Below are 24,375 nucleotides of genomic sequence, written 5' to 3' on the forward strand. Positions count from 1 at the left end.
TTACCCCTTTTCGTGGAGGACCGACTGTCTCGATAGACGATTCTTTTTCTGAAATTCTTAAAGATCTTGATGGTGCCTTTTTTCTTTCAGGGTTTGCGCGTCATGACCGTTTTGTTCTTCTCGGTGATTTCAGCTACGCATCCTTATCAAAACAAGGCAGCTTACCGAATGGTGTTCCCGCCGAAGGTGAAATACGCCAGACATCCCTTACTCTCGAAGCCGGGTATCGCCTGGTTGATGGCGAGCGCATCCGCTTTGATGTCCTGGTAGGCGCCAGAGCCTGGTGGCTGCACAGTGCGGTGAAGATCCCTGTTGCCGGCGTGAATTATTCAAAAAATTTCAATTTTATCGACCCGATCGTAGCTGCGCGCGCCAATGTCAGTCTCTTGCCGCAGTGGTCCGCTATTTTTTATGGTGATGTGGGAGGCTATGGCGTAGGTTCGAAGATGACAAGCCAGGTCCTCGCGACCCTGAATTATCAGGTCAATCAACATCTCTACGCTTCTGCGGGCTTTCGCCAGTTGACCGTGGATTATAAAAGTGGTGGTACTCGTGCTGACGTGACTATGTCCGGACCGCTACTGGGAGTGACCTGGCAGTTTTGATTCGGGCCCAGGCAACGGCCAGCATGAAACAAATCGGAATTTATAATAAGAAGAGTGAACGAAGGAATAGCTAACGAGATCAGCGATGTGAGACCACAGTAACGGCAGGTGACTGCCGTTGCCGCTACCGGGCATCACGCAAGACTCGGTACGCGGCTACTGGTTGGGCTTTGCCGCGGTCACCATTTCAGACTACTGAATTCCATGCGCTTGCAAGGCGCAACTCCGGCAACACCGTGATAGCCTCCCTCACAGCATCGCCATATATGCGTCTTCCTTTGAGATTTAATGCACCTGAGTTCATGCTGAGCAGTATCGTAAAGAGCTCAGGGTTAAAAAGCTTGTCGCAGCCTGAGGTAGCTTAACACTTGTTGCCAACCTTATCGTTGCACTGCAGTTTTATCACCGGTGATACTGGGCATTAAAAATCAGCTTATCCAAAAAATACGACCATAAAGTCACGAAAATCCCGCTTGGCTATCCGAGCCGGATTTTCTGCTAATGCAGGCTTTTCGGTAATTGAAAATCCACCCTGACTTTCCTCCGAAAATCAATCCGGCACAAAATCCAGGAAGGTTTCCACGTTTCAGAACCAGCTACCTTCGAGACAGTGGTTCATTGATTTTATGGCGATTTTATTGACAGTTAAAATCTGCAAAGCTGTTATGCGCATATACTGCGCATGGAGGTGATTATGGGAAATGTGGCTCGCAAGCAATCTGCAAACCTTAGTATTCGGAGTGACCTTTTACAGCTGGCCAGAGAAAACAAAATAAATCTATCGAAAACTTTAGAAGATAGATTGGAGCAGATCCTCAGGGACCATGACCGGCAAGAATGGTTGAAAAACAATCAAGATGCAATTGCTGCAGCTAATGACTATGTTGATCGCAAGGGGCTTTGGAGTAAAGGTTTAAGGCAGTTCTGATGGCCAAATTCGATATTTACAGATCGCCATCCAGCAGTGCGGCCTATCTACTTGACCTCCAGGATGAACTGATCGACATGCTCTTTACCCGAGTCGTTGCCCCCCTCATAAAAACATCCAGCAACTCACGGTTTTTCGGACGCAAATAGCCCCCAATAGCCGATTCCGGTGATTTTCTCATCATGCGCTCTATTTTTGACACTCGTCGGTATTACCGCCCGCAACACTCAATCCCACAAAGCTCGATTGGTCAGGATGGCAAAGATTGATATATGGCAAAGACTGTCATATATTGTTGGTATTAATTCCGACAAAAGGAGGCCTTTATGGCGACGATGAATGTATCTTTGCCCGATCAGATGAAAAACTGGGTTGAAGAATGCGTTAAATCTGGACGATATGCCAACGCTTCTGACTATGTTCGAGACCTGATCAGGCAGGATCACATAAAGCTGGAGCGATTGAGGCAGGCCTTGATTGAGGGGGAGAATTCAGGCCCTTCCACCAGTTTGGATATTGAGGCCTTTATTGCGAACAAAAAGAAATTCCTTGCCCTATGAGTAGAGTGATTTTATCTCCCAGGGCCAAATTAGACCTGAGTGAAATTTGGGATTATACTTTTTTGCAATGGAACGTTGAACAAGCCGAAAAATATGTGAGAGAATTATGGTCAGCCATGGGGAACGCAGCCAGTGACCCCACAAAATCTGTAGATATTGGTGACGTGAGGAGGGGCTACCGAAAAGCAAGAGCGGGTTCTCATGTTATCTTCTTTAAATTTACTGATGATGGAATCGATGTTGTGAGGATATTGCACCAGAGAATGGATTTTGAGCGTCACCTTTAGCGACACAAGTTACGGCATAAGAATACCAAATCCCAGCCTGGATCGCCTAGCGGGGATTTCTGGTAATGCAGGGTTTATGAGATTCCACAGGTTTGCCAAAAACTGTTTCTCAGAGCAATGCGCGTCTTTCCTCTGCTTACCAATGACAGCTGCTATTTCCTCGCGGCTGATTTCGATGAGGCTGACTGGCGAGAGGATGCCAAGGCCTTCATGCTCCTGGGCATACCAGCGCACCAGATACAGGGCTTCCCAGATGGTCGACTCAATCCGACCGCTGCTTTTTAGCCACTCAATGGGCAAAAAAAAAGCAGAGAATAAAGACGCCAATGATGAGGGACAGGATTTTCAGTTCGGTAAAGCGACCCACTTGAATACCTCATGTTTTCGTATTTGGCAAAAAGGCCAATATTCTGGGCAAAAAAATCGGTATTAATTATCGTAACGCATCACTGCGCTGGGACTTCAATACCGACTCGATACAGCCAAAAAAATTAAGAATACAGCGCACTTTCAAGCAGTAGAAAACCTGATTGCCGCGCTTGTCATCGGCGACGATGCCAGCCTGGCGCAATACGGACAGATGTTTGGACACCGTCGAGATGTCAGCACCAATCATCGCCGTCAGGTCACAGACACAGCGTTCCCCTTTTTCCAGTTCCTCAACAATGAACAGGCGGGTTGGATGAGCCAATGCCTTAATCACCCTGGTGCGGGCCAGTAGTTGAGATTTTTGTAGTTGGAAGGTGTCAGCAGTTGTTTTCATGTTGGGCAATATAGCCAAATACATGATGGAATCAAGTTAATTTTACTTTGGACAACAGATTGGGAATCGTTGCTTGACCTTTATCCGCATGAGCAGATATCTTAAGCCTATGAAAAATGTCGCTCACACCTTTAAGGCGCTCTCGGACGAAACCCGTTTGCGGATTCTGGCCCTGTTAAGTGATGGAGAACTTTGTGTTTGCGATCTGATGGCGGCGCTGGAGTTGCCTCAGTCGACGGTTTCACGTCATCTGGCCTATCTACGCAATGCTGGACTCGTTGACGATGAGCGGCGCGGGGTCTGGATGTTTTATCGACTCAAACAAGCGAGCGCACTGGGTAACGATTTGCTGCGATTGTTGGTAGAGAAACTCAATGAATCGAATCAGGCACACGAGGATCGCAAGGCTCTGAACGCATTGCCGGATGCGCAAAGCAAGAGATGTCGCTAGCTTTTTTGTTGGTTATTCATTCGCTTATACGGATAGATAGAAGGGTCACTGCATGAAAAAAATCTTGTTCTTGTGTACCGGCAACTCCTGCCGTAGCCAGATGGCCGATGGCCTGATGAACCATGACTTTGCCGGCCAGATTGAAGCCTTCTCCGCCGGCACCGAACCTCATGGTCTTAATCCCAGGGCGGTTGAGGTGATGGCGGAGGTTGGTATCGATATCTCTGCCAACAGTTCTGACCATATCAGCAAGTATGAAGGGCAGAACTTTGACTATGTCATTACCCTGTGTGGTGATGCCAACGACAAGTGCCCGCTTTTTTTCGGTGGCGTCAAACGGATTCATATTGGTTTCGACGATCCGCCCAAAGCGACCGGCAGTGATGAAGAGGTGATGAATGTTTACCGCCGGGTCCGGGACGAGATCCGCGCCCGGCTGGGTGATTATTTTCGTAACGAACTGGCAGGGAGCTAAGGGATGACGAAACAAAAGTTGGAAGGAATCAGTTTTTTCGAGAAGAACCTGACGGTCTGGGTTGTTCTCTGTATGGTTGGCGGAGTGCTGATCGGCAAATTTTTGCCGGCGATCCCGGCAGCTCTGGCCAAACTTGAATATGCCAAAGTATCGATTCCTATCGCGGTATTGATCTGGTTGATGATCTATCCAATGATGATGAAGGTCGACTTCACCAGCATTAAAAATGTGCGTAAAAATCCGGGTGGGCTTTACATGACCTGGATTGTCAACTGGCTGATCAAGCCATTCACCATGTTTGGGATCGCTTCGTTGTTTTTCTATGTGATCTTCAGTCCTTTTATTCCGGCAGAACTGGCCAAGGAATACGTTGCCGGTGCTGTTATTCTAGGCGCGGCACCCTGTACCGCCATGGTTTTTGTCTGGAGCCACTTAACCCGTGGTAACCCGGCATACACCGTGGTTCAGGTCGCCACCAATGATCTGATCATCCTGATCGCTTTTACACCGATTGTTGCTTTGCTGCTCGGTATCGGTGGTATCAGCATCCCCTGGGACACCCTGTTTCTGTCGGTGTTTCTGTTCGTGGTTATCCCCCTCGTCAGCGGCATTGCTACCCGCAGCTGGGTGTTGAAAAACAAGGGAGAAGAGTATTTCAACAAGGAGTTCCTCCCCAAATTCAACAACATCACCATTGGTGGTCTGTTGTTGACCCTGGTGCTGATTTTCTCCTTTCAGGGGGAAGTCATCCTCAGTAATCCCTTCCATATTGTTTTGATTGCGATTCCCCTGATTATTCAGACAATCTTCATCTTCTTTCTCGCTTATGTCGGCTGCCTCAAGTGCCACATGACCCATGACATTGCCGCACCTGCGGGCATGATCGGTGCCTCCAACTTTTTTGAATTGGCTGTGGCCGTCGCCATTACCCTGTTCGGTGCCGCCTCGCCGGTGGTGCTGGTGACCATTGTCGGGGTGCTGGTGGAAGTGCCGCTGATGCTGGCCCTGGTCAAATACGCCAATCGCACCAAGAATTGGTTTCCTGCCGCACACCCTTAACATTGGGATTCGGGACTGTTAAAGGAGATATATCATGCTTACACGTTTTATTGTCGCGACCGATCTTTCGCCGGCTTCTCATGCCCCATGAAGAAATCTGCCGCCTGATCAAGGAACATGGTGGGCAAATGGTCGTCATGGGAACCCAGGGGAGGGGTTTTGTCCGCGAGTTTTTCCTCGGAAGTGTCAGCCACAATGTTGTACGTCATTCACCGGTTCCGGTTTTACTGATACCGATGCGCAACTGATGAATATCACTCTAACCATTTATTTTTAAAATTGAAAACAGCTTAATACAAGGATGTAGCCATGCAACAGATGATGAGCATGGTGCAGATGATGAAACAGAACCCTCCGACCTGATCTTGCAGGGTTTGTTAATAAATTGATAAGGAGAAAATAACCCAATGAAAATAGCTATTTATGATCCGGCCATGTGTTGCTCCAGCGGTGTGTGTGGCCCCTCCGTCGACCCCAAGCTGAGCAAACTGCAGGAGACCCTGCGCAAGATTGAACAAGCAGGAGTTACCGTGGAGCGCTACAATCTTTCCAGTGAACCGCGTGCCTTTGTTGACAATACGCAAGTCAGCGAATTATTGCGCACTGATGGCCCCTCGGTGCTCCCCCTGACCTTTGTCGACGATAAAATACTGGCCAAGGGCAGTTATCCGACTCTGGATAAATTTGTCACTATCCTGGCCGAGGCTGGTATCACGTTTGAACAAGAAGCGGTCAAACAACCAACAACAGCCTGTGGCTGAAGTCCGGGCAAATGCTGATCCTGCGGTCGCAGGATAATTACAACACCTATCGAGCCGGCTTTGACCGGCTTGAGACTTTTTGTAGCTCAAAATTTTCACAGGAGAAACTAAATGAAATTCATCGACAACGCCCCACGCAATCTGTTTTTTACCGGTAAGGGGGGGGTTGGAAAAACCACAACAGCAACATCAACCGCCATCATTCTGGCCGATCAAGGAAATAAAGTGCTATTGGTCAGCACTGACCCAGCTTCCAATCTAGACGAAGTTCTGGGTCTGCCTCTGTCTGCCGAGCCGGTTCCGGTTCCTGATGTAGACGGTTTGTATGCTGCCAATGTCGATCCGGTCGAAGCGGCCGCGACGTATCGCGAACAGATGGTTGCCCCCTATCGTGGTCTATTGCCCGACGCCGCTATCACCAGCATGGAAGAACAACTTTCCGGCGCCTGTACGGTGGAAATAGCGGCGTTTAACGAGTTCGCCAGTTTAATGGGTAATCCGGAAGTGGCCAAAGATTTTGATCACATTGTTTTCGATACCGCCCCCACCGGCCACACCCTGCGTCTGCTGTCATTACCGGCGGCGTGGAGTGATTTTATCGACACCAATGCGAGTGGCGCTTCCTGCCTCGGACCGTTGGCCGGTCTTCAGGCCCAGCAACAGCTTTATGCCGCCACGCGCCAGGCCCTTGCCGACCCGGATAAAACCCTGGTGGTGGTTGTCAGTCGCCCGGATGAGTCACCGCTGGCTGAGGCAGCTCGCGCAGCAGCGGAACTTGCAGAACTGGGAGTACGTAACCAGCATCTGGTACTGAACGGTTTGTTGCAACTGCAGAATAGTTCGGACCCGATTGCGATGGCCTTAATCAAACGCGGTCAAAATGCCCTGGCAGCCATGCCGGTTGCTCTCAAGTCTCTGCCGCGCACCGACATCCCATTAAGTGGCGCAGAGTTGGTGGGGATCGACGCGTTACGTAATTTTTTCACGCCAGGGAGTACACCGCCAGCGGTGCCAACTTCAGCGGTCGAATCGCCACTGCCGGAGTCTTTTGATCATCTGCTCAAACAGCTTACTTCACAGTCCGGCGGGGTGATCATGACCATGGGCAAGGGCGGCGTTGGCAAAACCACCCTGGCGGTCAATCTGGCTACGGCACTGGCCACAAGCGGCAAAAAGGTCCACCTGACGACTACCGATCCGGCAGCGCATGTCGCCCAGACTCTGGGTGGCCGCAATATGGCAAATTTACAGGTCAGCCGGATTGATCCGGCGGCCGAAACCGCAGCCTATAGTCAGGACGTGCTCGCCACCGTCGGTGCTGATCTGGATGATGAAGCGCGGGCATTGCTGGAGGAAGATCTGCGCTCGCCATGCACCGAGGAAATCGCGGTGTTTCGAGCCTTTGCCCGCGTGGTCGCTGAAGGGGACGGAGGCTTTGTGGTCATCGACACTGCCCCTACCGGTCATACCCTGCTGCTGCTGGATGCGTCTGAATCCTATCATCGTGAGGTTTCACGTTCCATGAGCGATATCCCCGAGGCAGTGCGCCAGCTGTTGCCGCGTTTGCGTGACCCGGGCTTCACCAGAGTTTTTCTGGTCACCCTCCCGGAGGCGACGCCGGTACATGAAGCGCTGGCCCTGCAAGAAGATCTGCGCCGCGCCGGCATTGAACCAGCCGGCTGGGTCATCAACCAGAGCCTGGCTCCATTGACGGTCAGCGATCCGCTGTTGCAACAGCGCCGCAGTCGCGAATACCGTTATATTGACGAAGTCGTCGGGCAAAATCTGCCGACTTTTTTGATTCCCTGGCAGGCATTCCCGATCAGCATGGCGGCATGAGAGAGGATCCATACCCTGCTACTGGTTCCCACAGTATTTGGAAGCGACTGGCCGGCGCTCAATCCAATCTGTCAGTCGTGCTATGTGGTCGGGTCGGCCTTCTACACACTCCCTTGCTTCATAGGTCACAAGATCACTCAATAAAGGGATTGAAACAGCCATAATTTGTAGTCTTTTGTTAGGATAGCCGCACCCCCCCATTAATTTAATAAATTGAGAATCTGACTATGCTGCCAAAAGTGAGAACGATCGACCCGGGAAAAAGTACCGCCAGGTTCTAGACTGTGCCTTGGAGCTGTTCGTCACAAAGGGCTATCATCGCGTCTCGATCCCCCAAATTGTCGAGGCCTCCGGTGTCCGCACTGGTGCGATTTACAATCTGTTTGGCAATAAGGAAAACCTAGCCCGCACTCTCCAGCAGCAATTACGGGCTTTTGCTGAACTGGTTTATGAAGAGACTGATCGTCATCCCATCACCATGGAATGCCTGTTGTTTATGAAGCGCGCGGAGTTCATGGACGGTATGGCACCGGTCTGCATGATGGGTAGCACATACACGTATAAAGCTTTTTTCAAACACATCAGGGGCATCAGGGGCTTAACTTTAATTGGCTAAGCCCCTGATTTCTTGATGGCGGAGGGGGTGGGATTATCCCACTACGTCACCGCCATCACGGCGGCTCCTGCGTCGGCTCCCCTACACTCACTGACGCGGCCGTCCTGGCCGCTTTTCTGACATCAAGTCAGCGTTCGCTTCGCTTCGAATCCCAGCCCTCAAACTCCTAAATGCAAGAAGGCCACCCCAATGGGATGGCCTTCTTGAGATTGGCGGAGGGGGTGGGATTCGAACCCACGGTAGCTTGCGCTACAACAGATTTCGAGTCTGTCACCTTCGACCTCTCGGACACCCCTCCGTGAGTGTCACTATTTGTTGTTTTTCTGTTCTTTCTTTTGCTCCCTGAGTCTGCGGAAAAAATCGCTCAGCTGTTGACTGCACTGGTGCTGAAGAATGCCTTCGGTTACTTCAACCCGGTGATTGAAGCGCTCATCCTCAGCCAGGTTGTAAATGGAACCGGCAGCGCCGACGCGCGGGTCACGACAAGCGTACACCAGTCGCGGGACTCGCGCCAGAATAATTGCCCCCATGCACATGACGCAGGGCTCCAGGGTCACATAGATGGTGCAATCGAGCAGACGCCAAGAGTCAAGATGCTGCGCTGCCAGGCGAATGGCGACCATCTCGGCATGGGTGGTGGGATCATTGCTGGTCTCGCGCAGATTGTGACCACGACCGACAATCTGATCTGCGTAGACAACAACAGCGCCGACGGGAACCTCGCCAAGTTGCTCAGCGACCAGCGCTTCAGCATAAGCCGCCTCCATGAAATAGCGGTCACGCTCTGTACCCATCATCCCTGTTTCCATGCTGCAGTGCTTCTATCACGATTATCGAAGCGGTTCAAGATCAATTGCCACCACACGGAAACCCCAGGTAGGCACACATAAGTTTCCGAATCGGAAATGAGGAATTTTTCGTTGTGGCTAGGAAATCAAGGGCTTGAGCTTAAGGCGTAGTACTTTACGCCGCACAAACAAGGCTGCAGATTGACACCGCCACGGCGGAAAAGAACCATTTCGGGACGGAAACTATCTTCTCTCCAGACGCCCGAGCAACCGCAACAAGCCGTCGAGGGTTGTCCAGGGATGCGGGGGGCAACCGGGGATATAGAGATCAACCGGCAACAGATCACCAATACCGTTGTTGACCTCGGGACTGCCGCGAAACGGTCCGCCGCCGATGGCGCAAGCCCCGGATGCAATCACCAGTTTCGGCTCGGGCACCGCCGCATAGGTATCAAGCAGGGCGCTTTTCATGTTTTCTGTGACCGGGCCGGTGATCAGCAGCCCGTCGGCATGGCGCGGCGACGCGACAAACTGGATGCCGTAGCGCCCCAGATCAAACACCAGGGTGCCAAGCACGTTGATATCCGCTTCACAGGCATTGCAGCCCCCGGCGGACACCTGGCGTAGCTTCAGCGAGCGCCCAAACAACTTTTTCATGCGCTCATCCAACGCCGCCGCCAGCTGCAGTTCGGCGGGGCCGACGCGCAGATCGTCCCGTTTCCGGGTTGCCAGGCGATGATCACAACTGAAGGTCAATGTTCCAGAAGGGCAGGCTGTGGCGCAATCTCCGCAAAAGGTGCAGAGCCCCAGGTCGATGCCAACTCTGCCCTGGTCAATTTGAACAGCCCCATAAGGACAGGCGTCCCGGCAAGCATGGCAGTCTAGGGCGCAAGGCTCGATCGGCAACTGCGGTCGTCCACGAAAGCGTTCCGCTATCACTGGATCTTTTTTTAGATAGGGGAAAGTTCGATAGCCCTGACGAAACCGTTCACGCAAAATCTTGAGCATGGTCAGCCCTTTTACAGATCAAAACCGCAATAGGAGAGATTGAAACTCTTATTGCATAGTGGAAAGTCAGAAATTTGTTCATCGCGCAACGCCATGGCCAGACCACTCCAGTTGCGAAAAGATGGATCAACGATTTTATAGCGGCAAAAAGCGCCTTGCTTGTCCGTCAGGGCGACATGAGCCACCTCGCCGCGCCAGCCCTCCACCAGCGTGACAGCGAGCGACTCGGGGGCGAGCGCTCCGGCCGGACGGCTCAATTCCGTGTCGGGCAGGGAAGACAGGGCCTGTTTAACCCAGCTGATTGAGTTGACAATTTCGCGCTGTCTGACCTTTGCCCGGGCATGGACATCACCGGTTTCCTCAAATACCGCCTGGTCAAAATTCCTGATGTAGGCTCCCCAGGGGTGATGAAGTCGTGCATCAACCGCCAGACCGCAAGCCCGGCCGGCAACCCCGACCAGACCAAGAGCTTCCGCATCATCCATAGCAACCTGACCTGTTCCTTCCAGCCGCGCCAGCACCGATGGACAGTCAAAAAACAGCGCCAAAGCCCCCTTGGTATCGCGCGTCACCAGCGCGAGTTGCTTGCTCATCTTCTCAGCGCGATCTTTGTCGATGTCGTACGCTACCCCTCCGGGTCGCACCAGCGTCCGGCCAAAACGACTACCGCATAGATCGGCCGTGAGGTTGAGATAATCACCGCGCAGCCGGCCACAGTAAGAGGCGGTCGGCAGGTAACCGATATCGGTGGCCAGACCGCCAATATCGCCAACATGATTGGCCAGGCGCTCCAGTTCCAGCGCTAGGGCCCGAATCGCTTCGGCCCGCGGGGGAACGGCGGTATGGCTCAAAGATTCACAGATCCGGGCATAGGCTGTGGCATGGGCGATGGTGCTGTCACCGGCGACAGTCTCCAGTCGCTGCATGGTGGCCGGCCCCGGCTTACCCTGCAGCAGAGGTTCCAGACCGCGATGCTGATAGCCCAGAGAGATCTCCATGTGCAGCACCTTCTCGCCGTGACACTGGAAACGAAAATGTCCGGGCTCAATCACCCCGGCATGAACAGGACCAACCGCCACCTCATGGACGTCACTCCCCTCAACCCGGTAGTAGTCCATATCGCCGGGAATCAACGGCTGCTGATCCCGGCCCCAGGCATCGCCGGCGCTGTAGCTGCGATGAAAACGTACCGGCTTAAACCACGGATGCCCTTCGGCAACTACCCCGTACTGCTCGGCTATCTCCCGCTCAAACAGATGCACTGCGGGCAATTCCGGCGTCAACGAGGGGTAGCGATCAACCACTCGGGTACGCAACAGGGCCAGGGTTCCCTGCCAGTCATGAGCGATCAGGGCAAACAGATCAAACTCGTCACCGGCTGGTGATGCAAACAGAGCAACAACCCGCCCCTGCGCCGCCGCTTCCTGTTTGACCGCGGTGAAAAATGCGTCCATCTCCAGAATCGTCACTTCGGCCAGCGGAACACTATCGCCATTGCGTAATATCTGCGCAGGTTTCAGTCGACTCATGAGGTCACCTCCAGTAACGCAACCCCGGCTTCCAACAACTCTTTCAGCGGATCAGGCATATAAATTCCCAGACAGAGGACCAACGCCAACAACAACAACGGCGGCGCAACCAGCAGCAGGCGATCACGAAACTGTGCTGAAACCCGCGGAGATTCCCCTTGCGTTGCCGAGAGAACCGTTGCCCCCATACCGATAAAGATCGTTGCCAGCAGGATCAGAAACGCTGCCGCTATCCATGGGTGGCCACCGGCAAAAATCCCTCGCAGGATGGTAAATTCAGACAAAAAAGGACCAAAAGGCGGCGCCCCGGTGATCGCCAGAAAGCCGGTCAGGAAAATACCGGCCGACAGCGGCAGACAGCTAAGAGCCCCGCGCACCTCTCTGAGGTTTTTACTGGCGTACGATCGCTGAATGTTGCCGGCGGTGAGAAACAGGCAGCCCTTGGTCAGGGCATTGTTGGCCAGGTGCAACAGGGCACCAAAGGTCGCCAACCCGCCAATCCCGACACCCAGAGCGAGAATACCCATGTGTTCGACCGACGAGTAGGCCAGCATCCGCTTGATATCCGGCTGCCGCACCATAAATATCGCGGCAATCAGCATGGAAAACAACCCCAACCCCATCAGCGCCTGTTGCGCCATGATCAGATCCCCGGCGGCGGACATCACCTGTACGCCGCGCAGAATCGCCAGAAAAGAAACCGTCGTCAACCCGCCGGCCAGCAACGCACCAACCAGCGCCGGCGATTCGGCATAAGCGTCAGGCTTCCAGCTGTGTAATGGTGCCAGCCCCATTTTGGTTCCGTAACCAACCAGCAAGAAGATAAAGCCGGCATGCAGCCAGGGCTTGCTCAACTGCGGCGCCGTATCCAGCAACCAGTCGAGTTGCAGACTAACCTCGGTTTGACCACCCACGGCCGAATAAGCAACAAACATGATCCCGAGCATCGCCAGAGCAATCCCCACCGAACACAACAGCAGATATTTCCAGGTCGCCTCGATCGACAGACGATTGCGATTGTAATAGATCAGCGGGGCGCTGACGATGGTGGTCGTTTCTACCGCCACCCACATCAGCCCCAAATGCCGGGAAATAATCGCCAGCGACATAGCCGCCAGGAAAACCAGCAGACAGGGAACAATAATCCGGTTACCGCGATCCTGCCGCAGCGCCAGATAGTCTACAGCATAAAATGCGCAGCCCAGATAAAGAATACTGGTGACCAGCAACACCAGGGTGGACAGGGCATCAAGACCGATCCACTCACCCGCCTGCGGTTTTGCCAGCACGACCAGGACGACCAGTCCCAGTTGAATAATTCCGGCCGTCGGCAACAACCAGGAGCGCAACTGATGCCAGGGCAACACCAGGGACAGCGCCGCCAGGCACACAGGGATCAGAACCAGAGAGATCAGCATCTTGTTATTCCTTAAGCGCCGAAAGGCGTTCAATATTGATGGACGAAAACTCCCGATTGACGTGATTCAGAACGATCCCCATAACAAACACGGCCACCAGCAGATCGAGCAGTATCGCAGCTTCGACAACCAGCGGCATGGCCGTTGAGAGAAGAACGCCAAAGATAAAAATACCGTTTTCCAGCATCAGATAACCGACCACCTGGGTAATCGCTTTGCGCCGGGTCATCAACAACAGAAAACCAGCCAACATGGTGGCCAGGGAAGCGGGTACCAGAACCCCGGCCTGAGAAGCATGAATCAGGGGCAACTGATCGGCAAACAGAAAAGCCGCCACCGTCGTCATGGCCCCAAGGAACAGGGTCGCCACCAGACTGATCAGGGGCTCGACCTCGCGGCGGATACGCACCTCACGAATCGCCCGCAACAACAACCAGGGGATCAGCACCCCCTTAAACAGAAAGGCCCCGCCCGCCAGTCCTAATGAATGAATGGAAAAGCCGTGAATCGTCACCGGCAACAGGGCCAGCAAAGCTCCCTGCAAGGCAACGGCGCGAATACAGGCAACCAGTCTGGCACTGCCGAGGATGAAAAAGTTCAGCAGGATTACCACCAGCAGAAGCATGCTGTTGATATCGGTCATCGAGTTTTCTCCTTAACGCAGCACCAGGACCAGAGCAAAAACGGAAATCAGAGTGGTGCCGATCAGTACCTGAGGAATCCGCACCAGTCGCAGTCGCGCCATAACGGATTCAACGATACCGATCAACATTGCCAGCAGCACCAGTCCTGCCAGATAGAGCAACAGGTTAAGAGCCCACCATGGGGTTGCCCAGGGCAGCGCAAGATTCACTACCAGCGTACCCAGCACCATCAGCTTGAGGGCAGCCCCATAGAGGATCATGCCGAAGGCAGGGCCACTGTGATCGAGAACCATCACCTCATGAATCATTGTTAGTTCAAGATGGGTATTGGGATCGTCAAAAGGGATGCGCGAATTTTCAACCAGCAGAACGACGAACAAACATACCAGAATCAGTCCCAGCGCCGGGCCGGAACCACCGCGCCAGGAAGCACTTAAGTGATCTCCCAACAGGACATCGAGTGACAACCCGCCGGACAATTTGGCCAGCACCAGCAACGCAAACATGATGGTCGGTTCCGCCAGGCAGGAGAAAGTCACTTCGCGCGCCGCCCCCATCCCTTCAAAACTCGATCCGGTATCAAGGGCCGCTGCCGCAGTAAAAAAGCGCGCCAGGGCAAACAGATAAACGAACAGAATCAGATCGCCATCAAAAGACAAAGGAGCCTTGAAGGTGCCAAAAGGAATCATCAAGGCGGCGATCAGCGGAACGACCAGTCCGATAACCGGACCTGCCGCAAACACCCAGGTTGTGGTTTTGCTGATCACCGATCCCTTGCGTGCCAGGCGCAGCAGATCGAAATAGAGTTGCAACACTGGCTGACCGCGTCGCCCGGCAAACAGGGCTTTGGTACGGGCTATAATCCCCGCCAGCAAGGGCGCAAACAGCAGCAGCAATAGAAGATGTATAAGAATGCCGACGATCATCATTGACTCCATCACATAAACCACAACAGAAAAAATATCAGCGTCAGGGCAATATAGAGCAGATAAAATGCCAGAAGTCCGTTCTGCACCCATGACCGCAACCGCACAAACAACCAGCTGATACCACTACTTGCCGGTAATATCGCCCGATCCAAAACGATATCGGGCGTATGGCAGGCAAAGTGCTCCTCTGCGGGAAACAACCCGCCGGCCTGCCCGCCATGGCGCCGGGTCCAGAGTCCAAAGCGGAACAGTGCGACTATCGTGTCGGCAAAGGAGCCGGCACTGTATTGCATGCGTTGATTTGGTAGCTGATAACCACAGCCCCAAGTCCCCAGGCCGGGCACCACATGGTGCCGGCGGCGCTGTAACCACCAGAACAACAAACCACAGGTCAGCAATAGCACCCAGGCAAAAACACTGATATTGGTCAATGACTGCAGCGGCATGGCTGTCGGCATTTCCAGGGCTGCGCTGTTCCAGTCGCCCACAGCTTTGAGCAACAACGGGCCCAGCGTCTGCGGCAGCAACCCGATCCAGGCACATAAGCCCAACAGCACCATCATCGGCGCCAGCATCAATGCCGGTGCCTCCTTGGCCTGAACGATAGCGTCACTGCGGGGATGACCCAGAAAGGTCATGCCAAAAACCTTGACAAAGCAGGCCAGGGCCAGGGCTCCGGTCAGCGCCAGCACCGGGGCAATCAGCAGAATGGCGATGCCACCGCCAACATCTTTCCCGGCGCTGGAAAAAACACCCGTGTAAATCAACCACTCGCTGATAAATCCATTAAAAGGTGGCAATCCGCTGATCGCTACCGCGCCGCCCAGAAACAACAAAGCCGTCAGCGGTTGATGCTTTGATAAACCGCCATATTGGCTGAGATCACGCGTCCCTGTTGCCTGAACCACGGAGCCGACACTTAAAAACAGTAATGATTTAAACAACCCGTGATTGACGACGTGTAACAAGGCACCCCCCAAACCAAGCATCACCAGTAGAGGCTCTCCCAGACTGCGACCGACCAGCGCCATGCCGAGACCTAGGGCAATGATGCCGATATTTTCAACACTGTGGTAAGCCAGCAAGCGTTTGATATCATGTTGTGCCAGGGCCAGAACCACCCCGAACACCGCCGACAGGGCCCCCAGCGCCAGCAGGGATCCTCCCCACCAGAATGGAATCTCACAGAAAAATGAGGTCAGGCGCGTCAGTCCGTAAATACCGGTCTTGATCATCACACCGGACAGCAGGGCCGATGCGTGACTCGGCGCGGCAGCGTGGGCGGCAGGCAACCAGATGTGCAGCGGAATCAAGCCCGCCTTCAGCCCGAAACCGAACAGGCCCAACAGAAATATCGCCGCCGCCGACCCACCTTGAGCAACCAACAGGCCAGCCGCTGGGAAAGTAAAAGATCCGCTGCCCTGTTCCAGCAACACGAACATGGCGAGCAGGGCCAAAACGCCGGTGTGGGAGGCCGCCAGATAAACAAAACCCGCCTTGCGGGCCTCTTCCAATTGGTCATCCGCAGTGATCAGAAAAAATCCGGAAACAGCCATCAACTCCCAGGCAAAAAGAAATAACAAGCTGTTGCCGGCACAGACCACCAGCATCACTGCTGCCACTACCAGGCCATAAAATAAGCGGAACTGTCTGCCGTTTTCAGGGTGGTGGGATTGGGCCATATACGTCAGTCCGTAAATGGCCCCCGCTGCCGCGACCAGGCACAGAGGCATCAGGAAAAATGCCGCCAGAGCGTCCAGACGCACAATAAAAGCTGCCCCGGGGATCTTCCACGACCAGGCCAGCAGCAACGCATCACCATCATAAAAAACCTGGACTACAGCGCCGAGGCCGCATAGTGCGGCAGCAACGATCAAAGCACAAGCGATCCGCTCACCGCCACTGCCATAGCGATTCATAAACAGCCCGGGAACGCCGGACAGTCCGGCTAGAGCCACTGCCGTCAGCAACCAGGACATTTCAACCTCCACCAAAAATCCGGAGCGACCAGATCATCAGGCCGATACAGGTCAGAAAAATATAGAGCAGATAAATCGGCAAACGCCCCTGCTGAAACCAGCGCAACCGTTGACACAGATTTGCTATCCTGGTGAAAAACAGTTGCAGCAGGCGATTCAGAACCGGATCGGATGACTGTTGCGACAGCTGTGCTGCCTGAGGAAAAAATGTTGTTACCGGCGCGGCTACAACTTCCGGGCGCAGGGTACGCGGCAGCAAATGATTGTGAGCAAGCTCGCTAAAGGCCGTGGCGTTGTAGGACATGCGATTATTCGGCAGGGCAAAGCCACAGCCCCAGGTTGCTGCGACGACAGCAGGATGGCGGTAACGTTGCACAAAAAGCAACAAGGCCATGCCGACAATCAACGCCAACAGCAACCATACCCCCCGACCCAGCCCGGTAAATGCGGTCAACGTCAGCACCGGCAGCAACTCCGTTTTGATCAACAACACCACAGGAGCCCTGAGCAGATCCAGCACCGGCAACGGATTGAGTCCGATCAGCACACAACCAGCCAACAAAATAGCGGGAGGTGCCAGCAGCAAGATGCTCCCTTCATGGGCACTAGCTGCCGCTGCCGAACGCGGGTTGCCCAATACGGAAATTCCCACCAACCGGACAAACACCAGGATGGCCGCCGCACCAACCAGCGCCAGCAGACTTACCAGGAGCAACAGCGGCAGCCCCATGGCCCGTGGCATCTCCAGTCCACCGTGGAGTAACCCCAGGTAGATCAGCCATTCACTAATAAAACCGTTGAACGGCGGCAACGCGGTAATCGCGACACTGCCGCCGATCAGCAGCAGCGAGGTGGCCGGCAGGCGCTTCATTAAGCCACCTAACTGATTCATGTTGCGCGTAGCGGTTGCGTGTACCAGATTCCCGGCGCCGAGAAACAGCATCCCCTTAAACAACGAATGGTTCCACAGATGTAATAGCGCCCCGGCAAAAGCGAGTAGGGCGACGCCGGGGAAACCCGCAGCGCCGGCATAGATCCCCACACCGAGACCAACAAAAATGATCCCGACATTTTCCACCGTGGAATAGGCCAGACAGCGCTTGATATCCTGCTGAACGGCGGCCAGGGCAATGCCGTACAGCGCCCCTGCAATGCCGAATCCGGCCAGCAACAGTCCCCACCAGGCGGGTGCTTGCGGCAACCAGGTCACAACCCGCAGGATCCCGTAGATTCCCAGGTTAACCATGACCGCCGACATCAGCGCCGACACGTGGCTGGGAGCCGCCGGGTGAGCTTCCGGCAGCCAGACATGCAGGGGGAACAACCCGGCCTTGATGCCAAAACCTGTAACCGCCAGCAGAAACAGTCCGGTTGCCAGGCTTGGGGAGATAGACTTCAACGCCTGAAAGTCAGAAAACAACAAACTGCCGCTCCATTGGCTGCTATACAGAAAAAAACCGAGCAAAAGGGTGACCCCGATGTGACTTGCCACCAGATAGACCCAGGCGGCCTGCCTCACTTCCCTTTCCTGTTGATCAAAAGCCACCAGAAAGAATGACGTCAATGACATCAATTCCCAGGCAACGAGAAACAGAAAGACCTGACCAGCGCTTAAGACCAGGATCATCGACGCCACCAGCAGTAGAAAAAAAGCCCAGTGAAATCCCAGCAGCTTTCCTTTGACCTGGTGCAGATAGGCGCCACCGTAAATGGCACACAACGGGGACAGAATAAAAACCGGCAACAGAAAAAATGCGCTCACTGCGTCAACATCAATCTGCAAAGCGCCACCAGGCAATGACCAGGCATAAGCGATGGAAACAGGCGGATGACCACCCAGCAGGGAAAATGAGACGTAGATACCGGGAATCGCCGCCAGCACGGTCGTCACTGCGGCAATTCCGGCACTTAAGGTTGCGTAGCGACACAAAGGCACAACCAGTATTGCACCGAATACCGGCAGCAGCAAGGATAGCAGCCATAATCCAGCCATCAGAGCACCAGCTTCTGTTCAGCCAACCGGAGTGCCGCGATAATTTCTTCCCGACTTCCCTGGCTCTGAACAACCCGCTCGAAATTCTTGTTCTTCAGGGCAAACGCCAGTTTCGACAGCAGATGCAGATGAGAACGCAGGGTTGGCGTGACCAGGGTAAAGAGAATCCTTACCGGCAGACCATCAAGAGCATAAAAATTGACCGGATTTTCGAGAAAGCAAAGAGTAACGGTCGGCTTGGTGACATGCAGCAGAATCGGGTTGCGCGGGTGCGGAAAAGCGATACCATTGCCGACGGCGGTACTGGCTATTTTTTCCCGTGCCAGCAACACTCTGAAGAGATAGTCGCGGTCAACCTCATCGGGCAGACGTAAATGATTAACAACATCCAGCAACACCTTTTTTCTGGTGTCACCGCCAACTCGATAAAAAATCCCGCCGCTCTCCAACGCTTCGCTCAACGCAGGCAAGGGTTGAGCAACGGTTTCCGGTTCATTAAAAGCCTCCACCGACACTCCCATGCGGCGCGAGGTCGCCCATTCCAGCAGTTCGGCGCGATTAAAACGATAATTTTCGTTTATTTTATAGGCAGGAACAATGTCCTGTTTAATCCAACGATAAATAGTTTTTTCTGCAACCGCAAGCAGTTTGGCCGCATCCTTGACTGAAAGATTCATCACTCCTCCATACGACTCATGTCATTTCATGTGACATCTTTGGACATATAATGCTCAATTGTCACCATTGTCAATGGATGTTTTCAAACTTCTAACACTTTTTGGGGTGGGGTAATCTGATAAATAGTCGGCGCCGGCGGCTGAGCAACCCTGTGCCCCGGCAGGGGCTACTGCGCTGGTGACGCCATGGTCTGCGGCCAGTCGGTACAGATAAAGGTCGCTCCTGCGGCGGCAAAAAAACCAAAGCGTTGCGGGTCATTAACTGTCCAGATATTGGTTTTGATACCGGCGGCAGCAAGGCATTGGATCAGTTTTTCGTCAACCAGATCATGACGGGGATGGTAAGCAGCCACCTGCAGCTCTTGCAGGTAGTTGAGCAGATGACGGGGATGGCTTCTTTCGACCAGAGCCGCTGTGGCCAGCGCTGGACGGAGGGTTTTAAGAAGATGCAGGTTGTCATGCTCGAAGGAGGATACCAGGATCAGATCCTCACATCCGGCGCGCTTGATTTCATCCACCAGCAACTCAAGACGGCGGTGCATTTTAGCGCGCGGCAGCTTGCCCTTGATTTCCAGATTAATGGGAAAATCATGCGTGCGGCAGTGCTCAAGAACCTCTTTAAGCAAGGGAATTCGTTGCTCAGGAATTTGCTGGGTGATGGTTGCAGGAACCTCGTTTTGGGCGAGTGTTTTGAAGGGATCCTGCTGCAAAAACCAGCTACCGGCGTCGAGCAACCGCAATTCTTCGTAAGCGAAAGAGGTCAGAGCTTTGCGGGCTCTGCCGACAAAGGCCGGGTGATCGGCAACATTGGTGGTGCGCTTAAGGCCACGATCATGAAAGAGCACCAGCTGTTCATCAGCGCTCATCTGCACATCGGTTTCCAGCAAATGAGCACCACCGCGCTGAGCCGCCTCGAACGCCAGCAGGGTATTCTCCGGAGCGATGGAACGTGCGCCCCGGTGGGCACAGATGGCACCTGTTGCGGGCAAATGCTCAAAAAAACCACTCAAAACATTTCTCCGGTGGCGAAGAAGAAACAAAATTGATTTGCATCAAAGGTTGACACCATTTTTTACGCTAATCTCCGGTAACAGCACCTACGAGAAGGTATCGATTTATTTGCCAAGGATGTAACTATTCTGCTCTATCCTTGCCACAGGAGTCCTGACCCGGTGCTGAACAGATACCCAAGGATAACATGGATGGCACGTCGCAGTTTTCGTATTTCCCGCGCAATTCACAAATATCTGGGACTGATCCTGGGACTGTATCTGACGGCCATGGGAGCATCAGGCCTGCTGCTTAATCATCCCGCGTGGATCAGCTCCATCGATACGCCGCAAAGCCTGGTGCCGACCGATTACAGCTACCAGAACTGGAATCGTATGCTGGTTCGTAGCGGCACCATCAGCGCCGACGGCACCTGGTACCTGGCGGGAAAAGCGGGCGTTGCCCGCAGTGACGATCAGGGACGCAGTTTCACCCTTGTGGATGAAGGCTTTCCGCCGGCAGCGTATGACCGCGACACTGCCGCGCTGGTGATTCTCAATCAAGATTCCGCTGATCGTATCCTGCTGGCGGCAACCCGCAGTGGACTCTATCAAAAGCATGGTAACAATCCCTGGGCGCAGGTTGTCCTGCCGGGCGCTCCAGCGTCGCCGCGCATGGTGGCGCTGGTTAAAACCACTGACCGGATTGTCGCTTTTTCGGAAAAAGCTGCCTGGCAGGCAGAGGCCGCAGCCCTGAATTTCACCCCGGCAAAGCTTGCCGTTGCCGAGCAGGATTCCACCGTCGGTGTTCCCTTATTCCGTGTACTGCACGACATCCACAACGGCGCTATTCTCGCTACGCCGGGAAAAATCCTGCTGGATATCAGCGCCATCATTCTGGTGATTCTCGGCGTTAGCGGGCTGGTGATCTGGTTTGTGCCCTGGCGCAATCGTAAGTGGCCTACCTTGCGGCAGCCGCCCGGCAGCTTTTTTCGCTGGTGCTGGAAACATCACTTGAAACTGGGCATCTGGATTGTTGTCATCCTGATCATTCTGGCCGGGTCGGGTATTTTCCTGCGCCCCCCCTTGCTCTTAGCGACAGTCAATCACAGTCTCGATGCGGGCAACCCCTTGTTGCGCTTTTCACCTCGCTCGGCAGGCTTCGGCGGCAAGATTCAGTCCGCTACTGCCGGCAGCAACGGCACCATCGTTATCTCAACCGAGAATGGCCTGTGGCATGGCCCGGCCGATCTGGATGGGAAATTTAAGCGCCTGCAGCTCCCGGTGCCCATCCACGGCATGGGGGTTACGGTGTTAGAGGGGATGGAGAACGACCAACTGCTGATCGGCTCGTTCAGCGGGCTCTTTGTGGTTGAGGAACATCAGGGACGAATCTGGCGGCTGCGGCGTCCCGGACTACAGGAAAGCAACCCCTACCAGAGCAATGACCTGGTCAGTGGCGTGGTCATGGCAGGTAACCGGCCCTATGTGCGTTTCGACTACCATGATGGAATGCTGCCGATGACTGCAGGTCAGCCATTATTACCTGTCATGCCCGCTGAAATTGCAGCGGCAGCGCCCATGTCGATGTGGCATTACCTGTTCGAATTCCACAACGGGCGCATCTTCGAACCCTGGCTTGGTCCCTGGTATCTGCTGATTATCCCGCTTAGTGGCATTATCCTGTTGCTGCTGTGTCTGAGTGGAGCCTATGACTGGTGGTGTCGACGCCAAACAAAAAAGGCCGAAACTACGACCTGATAGCATATTCAACCCTGGCGCACCACCAGTTTGACAACCCGGCGAACCTGGGGCACGACAATCATAATCGTCGGATAGGCCACCACAAAAGCCTTGATGAAGGCTTCGATCCACAACTCGGCAAACCCTTCAACCAATCCCATATTGATGAAAGTAATCACTCCTGACATAAAGAATGACATACACAGCGACATCAAAAAGGTGAACACAAAAAACTCATACTTTTGCGGAATCATGACAACTCCCGTTGGTGGCAAAAGTGACACAATGAACCCTGCATATGCATAGCGGATCAGGGTGATAATTTCCAGATGAATTGTTCGCGCATCATTGTTGCGGTCAATTTATTCGCACTGATCAGCGCCAACTGGCGAAAATCTCTGCCGGAAAGGGCGTCTACTTTTGCTATGCTAAAGGTAACTATTCACTGCTGTCCTGGCGCAGGGCCGGGGTTCCTGTGGCAAGGGTGTTGGTCGCCATGGATGGCGGCAACAGCAGGGCAAAAGGGAGGGCGCACAGCAGATGACATCACCTCGATACAATCAGCAGCGCAGTCGCTTCCAGCAATGCTTGAGGATTGCAGGATTTACTGTTCCAGCGCTGGCGCTGCTGCTGATGATAATGTTTGCCTTGTGGCATTATCGCACCCCGCTGCTGAACAACATCGCCAAACCCCGCCTTGAGCAGTTTCTGAGCACAAATCTCGCAGCCCTGGTAACAATTGAACAGCTCGCGTTGGATCGTGGTCAGCTACGCATGCGTGGCTTGACAGTAGATCATGCCGATCTCTATTACGTGACAGTGCCCGCTCTGATCCTGGATTTCAACCTCGGAAACTTATGGCGTGGGCGACTCGATTCCCTGCGGGTGGAACAACCGGAAGTCTATTTTAACCCGACCTTTTTACCTGACAATAACAACTCCACCCCCTTCAGATTGCGCAAACCTCCGATCAGCATCGACCTGTTGACAGTTACCGGTGGTCGCTTTGATCTTGTGTTAACGGATCAGGTGGTTGCAGTGCGCGCCATTGAATTCGATCTGCATCATGCACCATCGCGAAGTTTTCGTCTGACGGTTACGGTGCAAGGGGAGACGCCACTTAAGCTCTCTACCTCCGGGCAATGGCAATGGGAGACCGATCCGCAACTGCAAGTGCAACTGAATGAAGTGAACATCGATGGCCACTCACTGCTCACAACGCCCTTAACCCTGCGCCCTGCCGCCGAAGGGCTGGCCGCCGGGGGAGAACTGGTGCTGGCTCACGTTGACCGGGCACAACTGGACCCCTGGTTGGCGCTCGCAGGGATGCAACAGCTACTTGCGCCTGACGTCGACTTTTCCGTACAGAACCTGCGCCTGGGGGTAGAAATACGTGGAGGGCAGGTGCAAGGCCAACTTGCCGCTGCAGCGCTGCAACTGACAAAAGGTGACGTGCGTTTTCAGGCAAACAATCTGCGGCTGAGTGGTGCCGGAGATCGGCACCAGTGGCAGGCCGTCGGCGAAGCGCAACTGGCAGAAGGCTCCCCCGTATCTTTTGCTGTGCAGGGAACGGATGGGCATGTGGTTGCCACAGGACAAGGAACTTTCCGCGATCTGGCGCGGATACCAAAGGTCGTAGGCCAAGACCAAGCCCTGCCCGTCAGCGGTGGCCTTGAATGGACAGCACGGACCAACTGGCTGAACCAGGTTCTAGAGCTGAGCGGTGATTTTCATAGCCTTCGGCCGCAGCCATCCGCCGGTGTTGAGGCTGCAGATCGATCGCCCTTCCGTGGCAACTTCCAGGTGCAGGGCGCTATTGATGCCCTGTCCGGTAACCTCAAACTCGATCTGAGGGGAGTGCCCCTACTAACGGTAGAGGGCAATTCCGGGCAACTGGTTGCACAGCTGCACCGAACCCCGGTAGGCTCTTTGGCGCAAATCCTTAGCCCTTCCCGCTGGCCACACCTGGTCGAGAAAAAAGGGTGGCTCGCCGGACAGATCCAGCTGAATCCTGCCGCGGACGCGGTCCAGGGTCATTTCAACTTGATCGCTGAAGGTCTTCATGCTGCCGGTTTTGACGTCGCGACAAGCCACATCAGCAGCAGCTTTCACTGGCAGCAGGAGCAACTCGCGGTGGCGGATTTGAACATACAAACCACAATAACTGGTCATGGCCTGTCGATTCCCGTTGCGACCCTGCAGGGTGCGGCGCGCTGGCACGCACCGTCGTTGCAAATGAACATTGCAGCACTAACGATCGAGAACCTTGAATATCTCTCCGCCAATGATATGAGCGCGCTGGCCGGGGGTTCCCTTAACCTGGCCGGCACAGTA

27 protein-coding genes and 1 tRNA gene are annotated in these 24,375 nt (G+C 54.1%); 15 read left to right on the forward strand and 13 right to left on the reverse strand.

Annotated features, from left to right (window positions below):
* The 6 genes from AC6F7T_RS08990 to AC6F7T_RS09015 all read left to right on the forward strand — a co-directional run.
* Positions 1–605, forward strand: a 605-nt coding sequence (locus AC6F7T_RS08990) for a porin family protein (protein ID WP_500718016.1), incomplete at its 5' end; no start/stop codon positions are given.
* A gap of 694 nt (positions 606–1,299) precedes the next feature.
* Positions 1,300–1,533, forward strand: a complete 234-nt coding sequence (locus AC6F7T_RS08995) for a type II toxin-antitoxin system CcdA family antitoxin (RefSeq protein WP_500718019.1) — start codon at positions 1,300–1,302, stop codon at positions 1,531–1,533.
* Entirely contained in the window at positions 1,533–1,682 is a 150-nt protein-coding gene (locus AC6F7T_RS09000; protein ID WP_500718021.1) for a CcdB family protein, read from the forward strand. Before AC6F7T_RS08995 ends, AC6F7T_RS09000 begins: the two co-directional genes overlap by 1 nt.
* Positions 1,683–1,859: 177 nt before the next feature.
* A complete protein-coding gene (locus AC6F7T_RS09005; protein WP_500718023.1) occupies positions 1,860–2,093 on the forward strand; it encodes a type II toxin-antitoxin system ParD family antitoxin in 234 nt (77 codons plus the stop codon).
* Positions 2,090–2,380, forward strand: coding sequence for a type II toxin-antitoxin system RelE/ParE family toxin (locus AC6F7T_RS09010; RefSeq protein WP_500718026.1), 291 nt, complete (start codon positions 2,090–2,092; stop codon positions 2,378–2,380). Before AC6F7T_RS09005 ends, AC6F7T_RS09010 begins: the two co-directional genes overlap by 4 nt.
* A gap of 117 nt (positions 2,381–2,497) precedes the next feature.
* Positions 2,498–2,665 carry a TOTE conflict system archaeo-eukaryotic primase domain-containing protein gene (locus AC6F7T_RS09015; protein WP_500718028.1) on the forward strand — a complete coding sequence of 56 codons (168 nt, stop codon included), beginning with the start codon at positions 2,498–2,500 and terminating at the stop codon, positions 2,663–2,665.
* Positions 2,666–2,813: 148 nt separating this feature from the next.
* Here the strand turns inward: AC6F7T_RS09015 and AC6F7T_RS09020 are convergent, their stop codons facing one another.
* Positions 2,814–3,167 (reverse strand): metalloregulator ArsR/SmtB family transcription factor, encoded by a 354-nt coding sequence (locus tag AC6F7T_RS09020; protein WP_500718031.1) that lies wholly within the window; start codon positions 3,165–3,167, stop codon positions 2,814–2,816.
* A gap of 85 nt (positions 3,168–3,252) precedes the next feature.
* Between AC6F7T_RS09020 and AC6F7T_RS09025 the strand changes: the two genes are divergently transcribed.
* The 7 genes from AC6F7T_RS09025 (at position 3,253) to AC6F7T_RS09055 (ending at position 8,344) form a co-directional block, all read left to right on the forward strand.
* Positions 3,253–3,594: a metalloregulator ArsR/SmtB family transcription factor gene (locus AC6F7T_RS09025; RefSeq protein ID WP_500718034.1), complete on the forward strand. Its 342-nt coding sequence runs from the start codon at positions 3,253–3,255 to the stop codon at positions 3,592–3,594.
* A 52-nt stretch (positions 3,595–3,646) separates the two neighbouring features.
* Positions 3,647–4,069 (forward strand): arsenate reductase/protein-tyrosine-phosphatase family protein, encoded by a 423-nt coding sequence (locus tag AC6F7T_RS09030; protein WP_500718036.1) that lies wholly within the window; start codon positions 3,647–3,649, stop codon positions 4,067–4,069.
* A gap of 3 nt (positions 4,070–4,072) precedes the next feature.
* Positions 4,073–5,128, forward strand: a complete 1,056-nt coding sequence (arsB, locus tag AC6F7T_RS09035) for an ACR3 family arsenite efflux transporter (RefSeq protein WP_500718038.1) — start codon at positions 4,073–4,075, stop codon at positions 5,126–5,128.
* Positions 5,129–5,265: 137 nt separating this feature from the next.
* Positions 5,266–5,376 (forward strand): universal stress protein, encoded by a 111-nt coding sequence (locus AC6F7T_RS09040; protein ID WP_500718071.1) that lies wholly within the window; start codon positions 5,266–5,268, stop codon positions 5,374–5,376.
* Positions 5,377–5,535: 159 nt separating this feature from the next.
* The gene (gene arsD / locus AC6F7T_RS09045) at positions 5,536–5,889 is read left to right on the forward strand and encodes an arsenite efflux transporter metallochaperone ArsD (RefSeq protein ID WP_500718040.1); all 354 of its coding nucleotides are present in this window, start codon (positions 5,536–5,538) and stop codon (positions 5,887–5,889) included.
* Between the two features lie 111 nt (positions 5,890–6,000).
* Entirely contained in the window at positions 6,001–7,728 is a 1,728-nt protein-coding gene (gene arsA, locus AC6F7T_RS09050; protein WP_500718043.1) for an arsenical pump-driving ATPase, read from the forward strand.
* Positions 7,729–8,017: 289 nt separating this feature from the next.
* Complete coding sequence (locus AC6F7T_RS09055; protein ID WP_500718045.1) at positions 8,018–8,344, forward strand: TetR family transcriptional regulator; 327 nt, start codon at positions 8,018–8,020, stop codon at positions 8,342–8,344.
* Positions 8,345–8,554: 210 nt separating this feature from the next.
* Here AC6F7T_RS09055 and AC6F7T_RS09060 read toward each other — a convergent pair.
* The 11 genes from AC6F7T_RS09060 to AC6F7T_RS09110 form a co-directional block, all read right to left on the reverse strand.
* A tRNA-Ser gene (locus tag AC6F7T_RS09060) sits at positions 8,555–8,642 on the reverse strand.
* Positions 8,643–8,652: 10 nt separating this feature from the next.
* Positions 8,653–9,141, reverse strand: coding sequence for a tRNA adenosine(34) deaminase TadA (tadA, locus tag AC6F7T_RS09065; protein ID WP_500718047.1), 489 nt, complete (start codon positions 9,139–9,141; stop codon positions 8,653–8,655).
* 234 nt (positions 9,142–9,375) lie between these two features.
* Complete coding sequence (locus AC6F7T_RS09070) at positions 9,376–10,140, reverse strand: NADH-quinone oxidoreductase subunit B family protein (RefSeq protein WP_500718050.1); 765 nt, start codon at positions 10,138–10,140, stop codon at positions 9,376–9,378.
* 11 nt (positions 10,141–10,151) lie between these two features.
* Entirely contained in the window at positions 10,152–11,669 is a 1,518-nt protein-coding gene (locus AC6F7T_RS09075; RefSeq protein ID WP_500718052.1) for an NADH-quinone oxidoreductase subunit D-related protein, read from the reverse strand.
* Positions 11,666–13,087 carry a proton-conducting transporter transmembrane domain-containing protein gene (locus AC6F7T_RS09080; RefSeq protein WP_500718054.1) on the reverse strand — a complete coding sequence of 474 codons (1,422 nt, stop codon included), beginning with the start codon at positions 13,085–13,087 and terminating at the stop codon, positions 11,666–11,668. The genes AC6F7T_RS09075 and AC6F7T_RS09080 overlap by 4 nt, the downstream gene beginning before the upstream one ends.
* 4 nt (positions 13,088–13,091) lie before the next feature.
* Positions 13,092–13,730, reverse strand: a complete 639-nt coding sequence (locus AC6F7T_RS09085) for a hydrogenase (protein ID WP_500718056.1) — start codon at positions 13,728–13,730, stop codon at positions 13,092–13,094.
* Between the two features lie 12 nt (positions 13,731–13,742).
* The gene (locus AC6F7T_RS09090; RefSeq protein ID WP_500718074.1) at positions 13,743–14,654 is read right to left on the reverse strand and encodes an NADH-quinone oxidoreductase subunit H; all 912 of its coding nucleotides are present in this window, start codon (positions 14,652–14,654) and stop codon (positions 13,743–13,745) included.
* A 14-nt stretch (positions 14,655–14,668) separates the two neighbouring features.
* A complete protein-coding gene (locus tag AC6F7T_RS09095) occupies positions 14,669–16,639 on the reverse strand; it encodes a proton-conducting transporter transmembrane domain-containing protein (RefSeq protein WP_500718057.1) in 1,971 nt (656 codons plus the stop codon).
* Position 16,640: 1 nt separating this feature from the next.
* A complete protein-coding gene (locus AC6F7T_RS09100; RefSeq protein WP_500718060.1) occupies positions 16,641–18,632 on the reverse strand; it encodes a proton-conducting transporter transmembrane domain-containing protein in 1,992 nt (663 codons plus the stop codon).
* Entirely contained in the window at positions 18,632–19,309 is a 678-nt protein-coding gene (locus AC6F7T_RS09105) for a PTS sugar transporter subunit IIA (RefSeq protein ID WP_500718062.1), read from the reverse strand. The genes AC6F7T_RS09100 and AC6F7T_RS09105 overlap by 1 nt, the downstream gene beginning before the upstream one ends.
* A gap of 167 nt (positions 19,310–19,476) precedes the next feature.
* Positions 19,477–20,319 (reverse strand): glycerophosphodiester phosphodiesterase family protein, encoded by an 843-nt coding sequence (locus AC6F7T_RS09110; RefSeq protein WP_500718064.1) that lies wholly within the window; start codon positions 20,317–20,319, stop codon positions 19,477–19,479.
* 192 nt (positions 20,320–20,511) lie between these two features.
* Here AC6F7T_RS09110 and AC6F7T_RS09115 point away from each other — a divergent pair, with 192 nt between their 5' ends.
* Positions 20,512–22,059: a PepSY domain-containing protein gene (locus AC6F7T_RS09115; RefSeq protein WP_500718067.1), complete on the forward strand. Its 1,548-nt coding sequence runs from the start codon at positions 20,512–20,514 to the stop codon at positions 22,057–22,059.
* A gap of 8 nt (positions 22,060–22,067) precedes the next feature.
* Here the strand turns inward: AC6F7T_RS09115 and AC6F7T_RS09120 are convergent, their stop codons facing one another.
* Positions 22,068–22,295, reverse strand: a complete 228-nt coding sequence (locus AC6F7T_RS09120; protein ID WP_500718068.1) for a DUF2798 domain-containing protein — start codon at positions 22,293–22,295, stop codon at positions 22,068–22,070.
* Between the two features lie 286 nt (positions 22,296–22,581).
* On the opposite strand from AC6F7T_RS09120, the gene AC6F7T_RS09125 reads away from it, so the two are divergent.
* On the forward strand, positions 22,582–24,375 hold a 1,794-nt coding region (locus AC6F7T_RS09125), incomplete at its 3' end, for a hypothetical protein (RefSeq protein ID WP_500718070.1).

This window comes from Pelovirga sp., assembly GCF_059864205.1.

Bases quoted from the DNA above. Each gene is read 5' to 3' on its own strand.
- AC6F7T_RS08995 (WP_500718019.1), top strand. From the start codon at position 1,300: ATGGGAAATGTGGCTCGCAAGCAATCTGCAAACCTTAGTATTCGGAGT.
- AC6F7T_RS09000 (WP_500718021.1), top strand. From the start codon at position 1,533: ATGGCCAAATTCGATATTTACAGATCGCCATCCAGCAGTGCGGCCTAT.
- AC6F7T_RS09005 (WP_500718023.1), top strand. From the start codon at position 1,860: ATGGCGACGATGAATGTATCTTTGCCCGATCAGATGAAAAACTGGGTT.
- AC6F7T_RS09010 (WP_500718026.1), top strand. From the start codon at position 2,090: ATGAGTAGAGTGATTTTATCTCCCAGGGCCAAATTAGACCTGAGTGAA.
- AC6F7T_RS09015 (WP_500718028.1), top strand. From the start codon at position 2,498: ATGCGCGTCTTTCCTCTGCTTACCAATGACAGCTGCTATTTCCTCGCG.
- AC6F7T_RS09020 (WP_500718031.1), bottom strand. From the start codon at position 3,167: ATGTATTTGGCTATATTGCCCAACATGAAAACAACTGCTGACACCTTC.
- AC6F7T_RS09025 (WP_500718034.1), top strand. From the start codon at position 3,253: ATGAAAAATGTCGCTCACACCTTTAAGGCGCTCTCGGACGAAACCCGT.
- AC6F7T_RS09030 (WP_500718036.1), top strand. From the start codon at position 3,647: ATGAAAAAAATCTTGTTCTTGTGTACCGGCAACTCCTGCCGTAGCCAG.
- arsB (WP_500718038.1), top strand. From the start codon at position 4,073: ATGACGAAACAAAAGTTGGAAGGAATCAGTTTTTTCGAGAAGAACCTG.
- AC6F7T_RS09040 (WP_500718071.1), top strand. From the start codon at position 5,266: ATGGGAACCCAGGGGAGGGGTTTTGTCCGCGAGTTTTTCCTCGGAAGT.
- arsD (WP_500718040.1), top strand. From the start codon at position 5,536: ATGAAAATAGCTATTTATGATCCGGCCATGTGTTGCTCCAGCGGTGTG.
- arsA (WP_500718043.1), top strand. From the start codon at position 6,001: ATGAAATTCATCGACAACGCCCCACGCAATCTGTTTTTTACCGGTAAG.
- tadA (WP_500718047.1), bottom strand. From the start codon at position 9,141: ATGATGGGTACAGAGCGTGACCGCTATTTCATGGAGGCGGCTTATGCT.
- AC6F7T_RS09070 (WP_500718050.1), bottom strand. From the start codon at position 10,140: ATGCTCAAGATTTTGCGTGAACGGTTTCGTCAGGGCTATCGAACTTTC.
- AC6F7T_RS09075 (WP_500718052.1), bottom strand. From the start codon at position 11,669: ATGAGTCGACTGAAACCTGCGCAGATATTACGCAATGGCGATAGTGTT.
- AC6F7T_RS09080 (WP_500718054.1), bottom strand. From the start codon at position 13,087: ATGCTGATCTCTCTGGTTCTGATCCCTGTGTGCCTGGCGGCGCTGTCC.
- AC6F7T_RS09085 (WP_500718056.1), bottom strand. From the start codon at position 13,730: ATGACCGATATCAACAGCATGCTTCTGCTGGTGGTAATCCTGCTGAAC.
- AC6F7T_RS09095 (WP_500718057.1), bottom strand. From the start codon at position 16,639: ATGTCCTGGTTGCTGACGGCAGTGGCTCTAGCCGGACTGTCCGGCGTT.
- AC6F7T_RS09100 (WP_500718060.1), bottom strand. From the start codon at position 18,632: ATGGCTGGATTATGGCTGCTATCCTTGCTGCTGCCGGTATTCGGTGCA.
- AC6F7T_RS09105 (WP_500718062.1), bottom strand. From the start codon at position 19,309: ATGAATCTTTCAGTCAAGGATGCGGCCAAACTGCTTGCGGTTGCAGAA.
- AC6F7T_RS09115 (WP_500718067.1), top strand. From the start codon at position 20,512: ATGGCACGTCGCAGTTTTCGTATTTCCCGCGCAATTCACAAATATCTG.
- AC6F7T_RS09120 (WP_500718068.1), bottom strand. From the start codon at position 22,295: ATGATTCCGCAAAAGTATGAGTTTTTTGTGTTCACCTTTTTGATGTCG.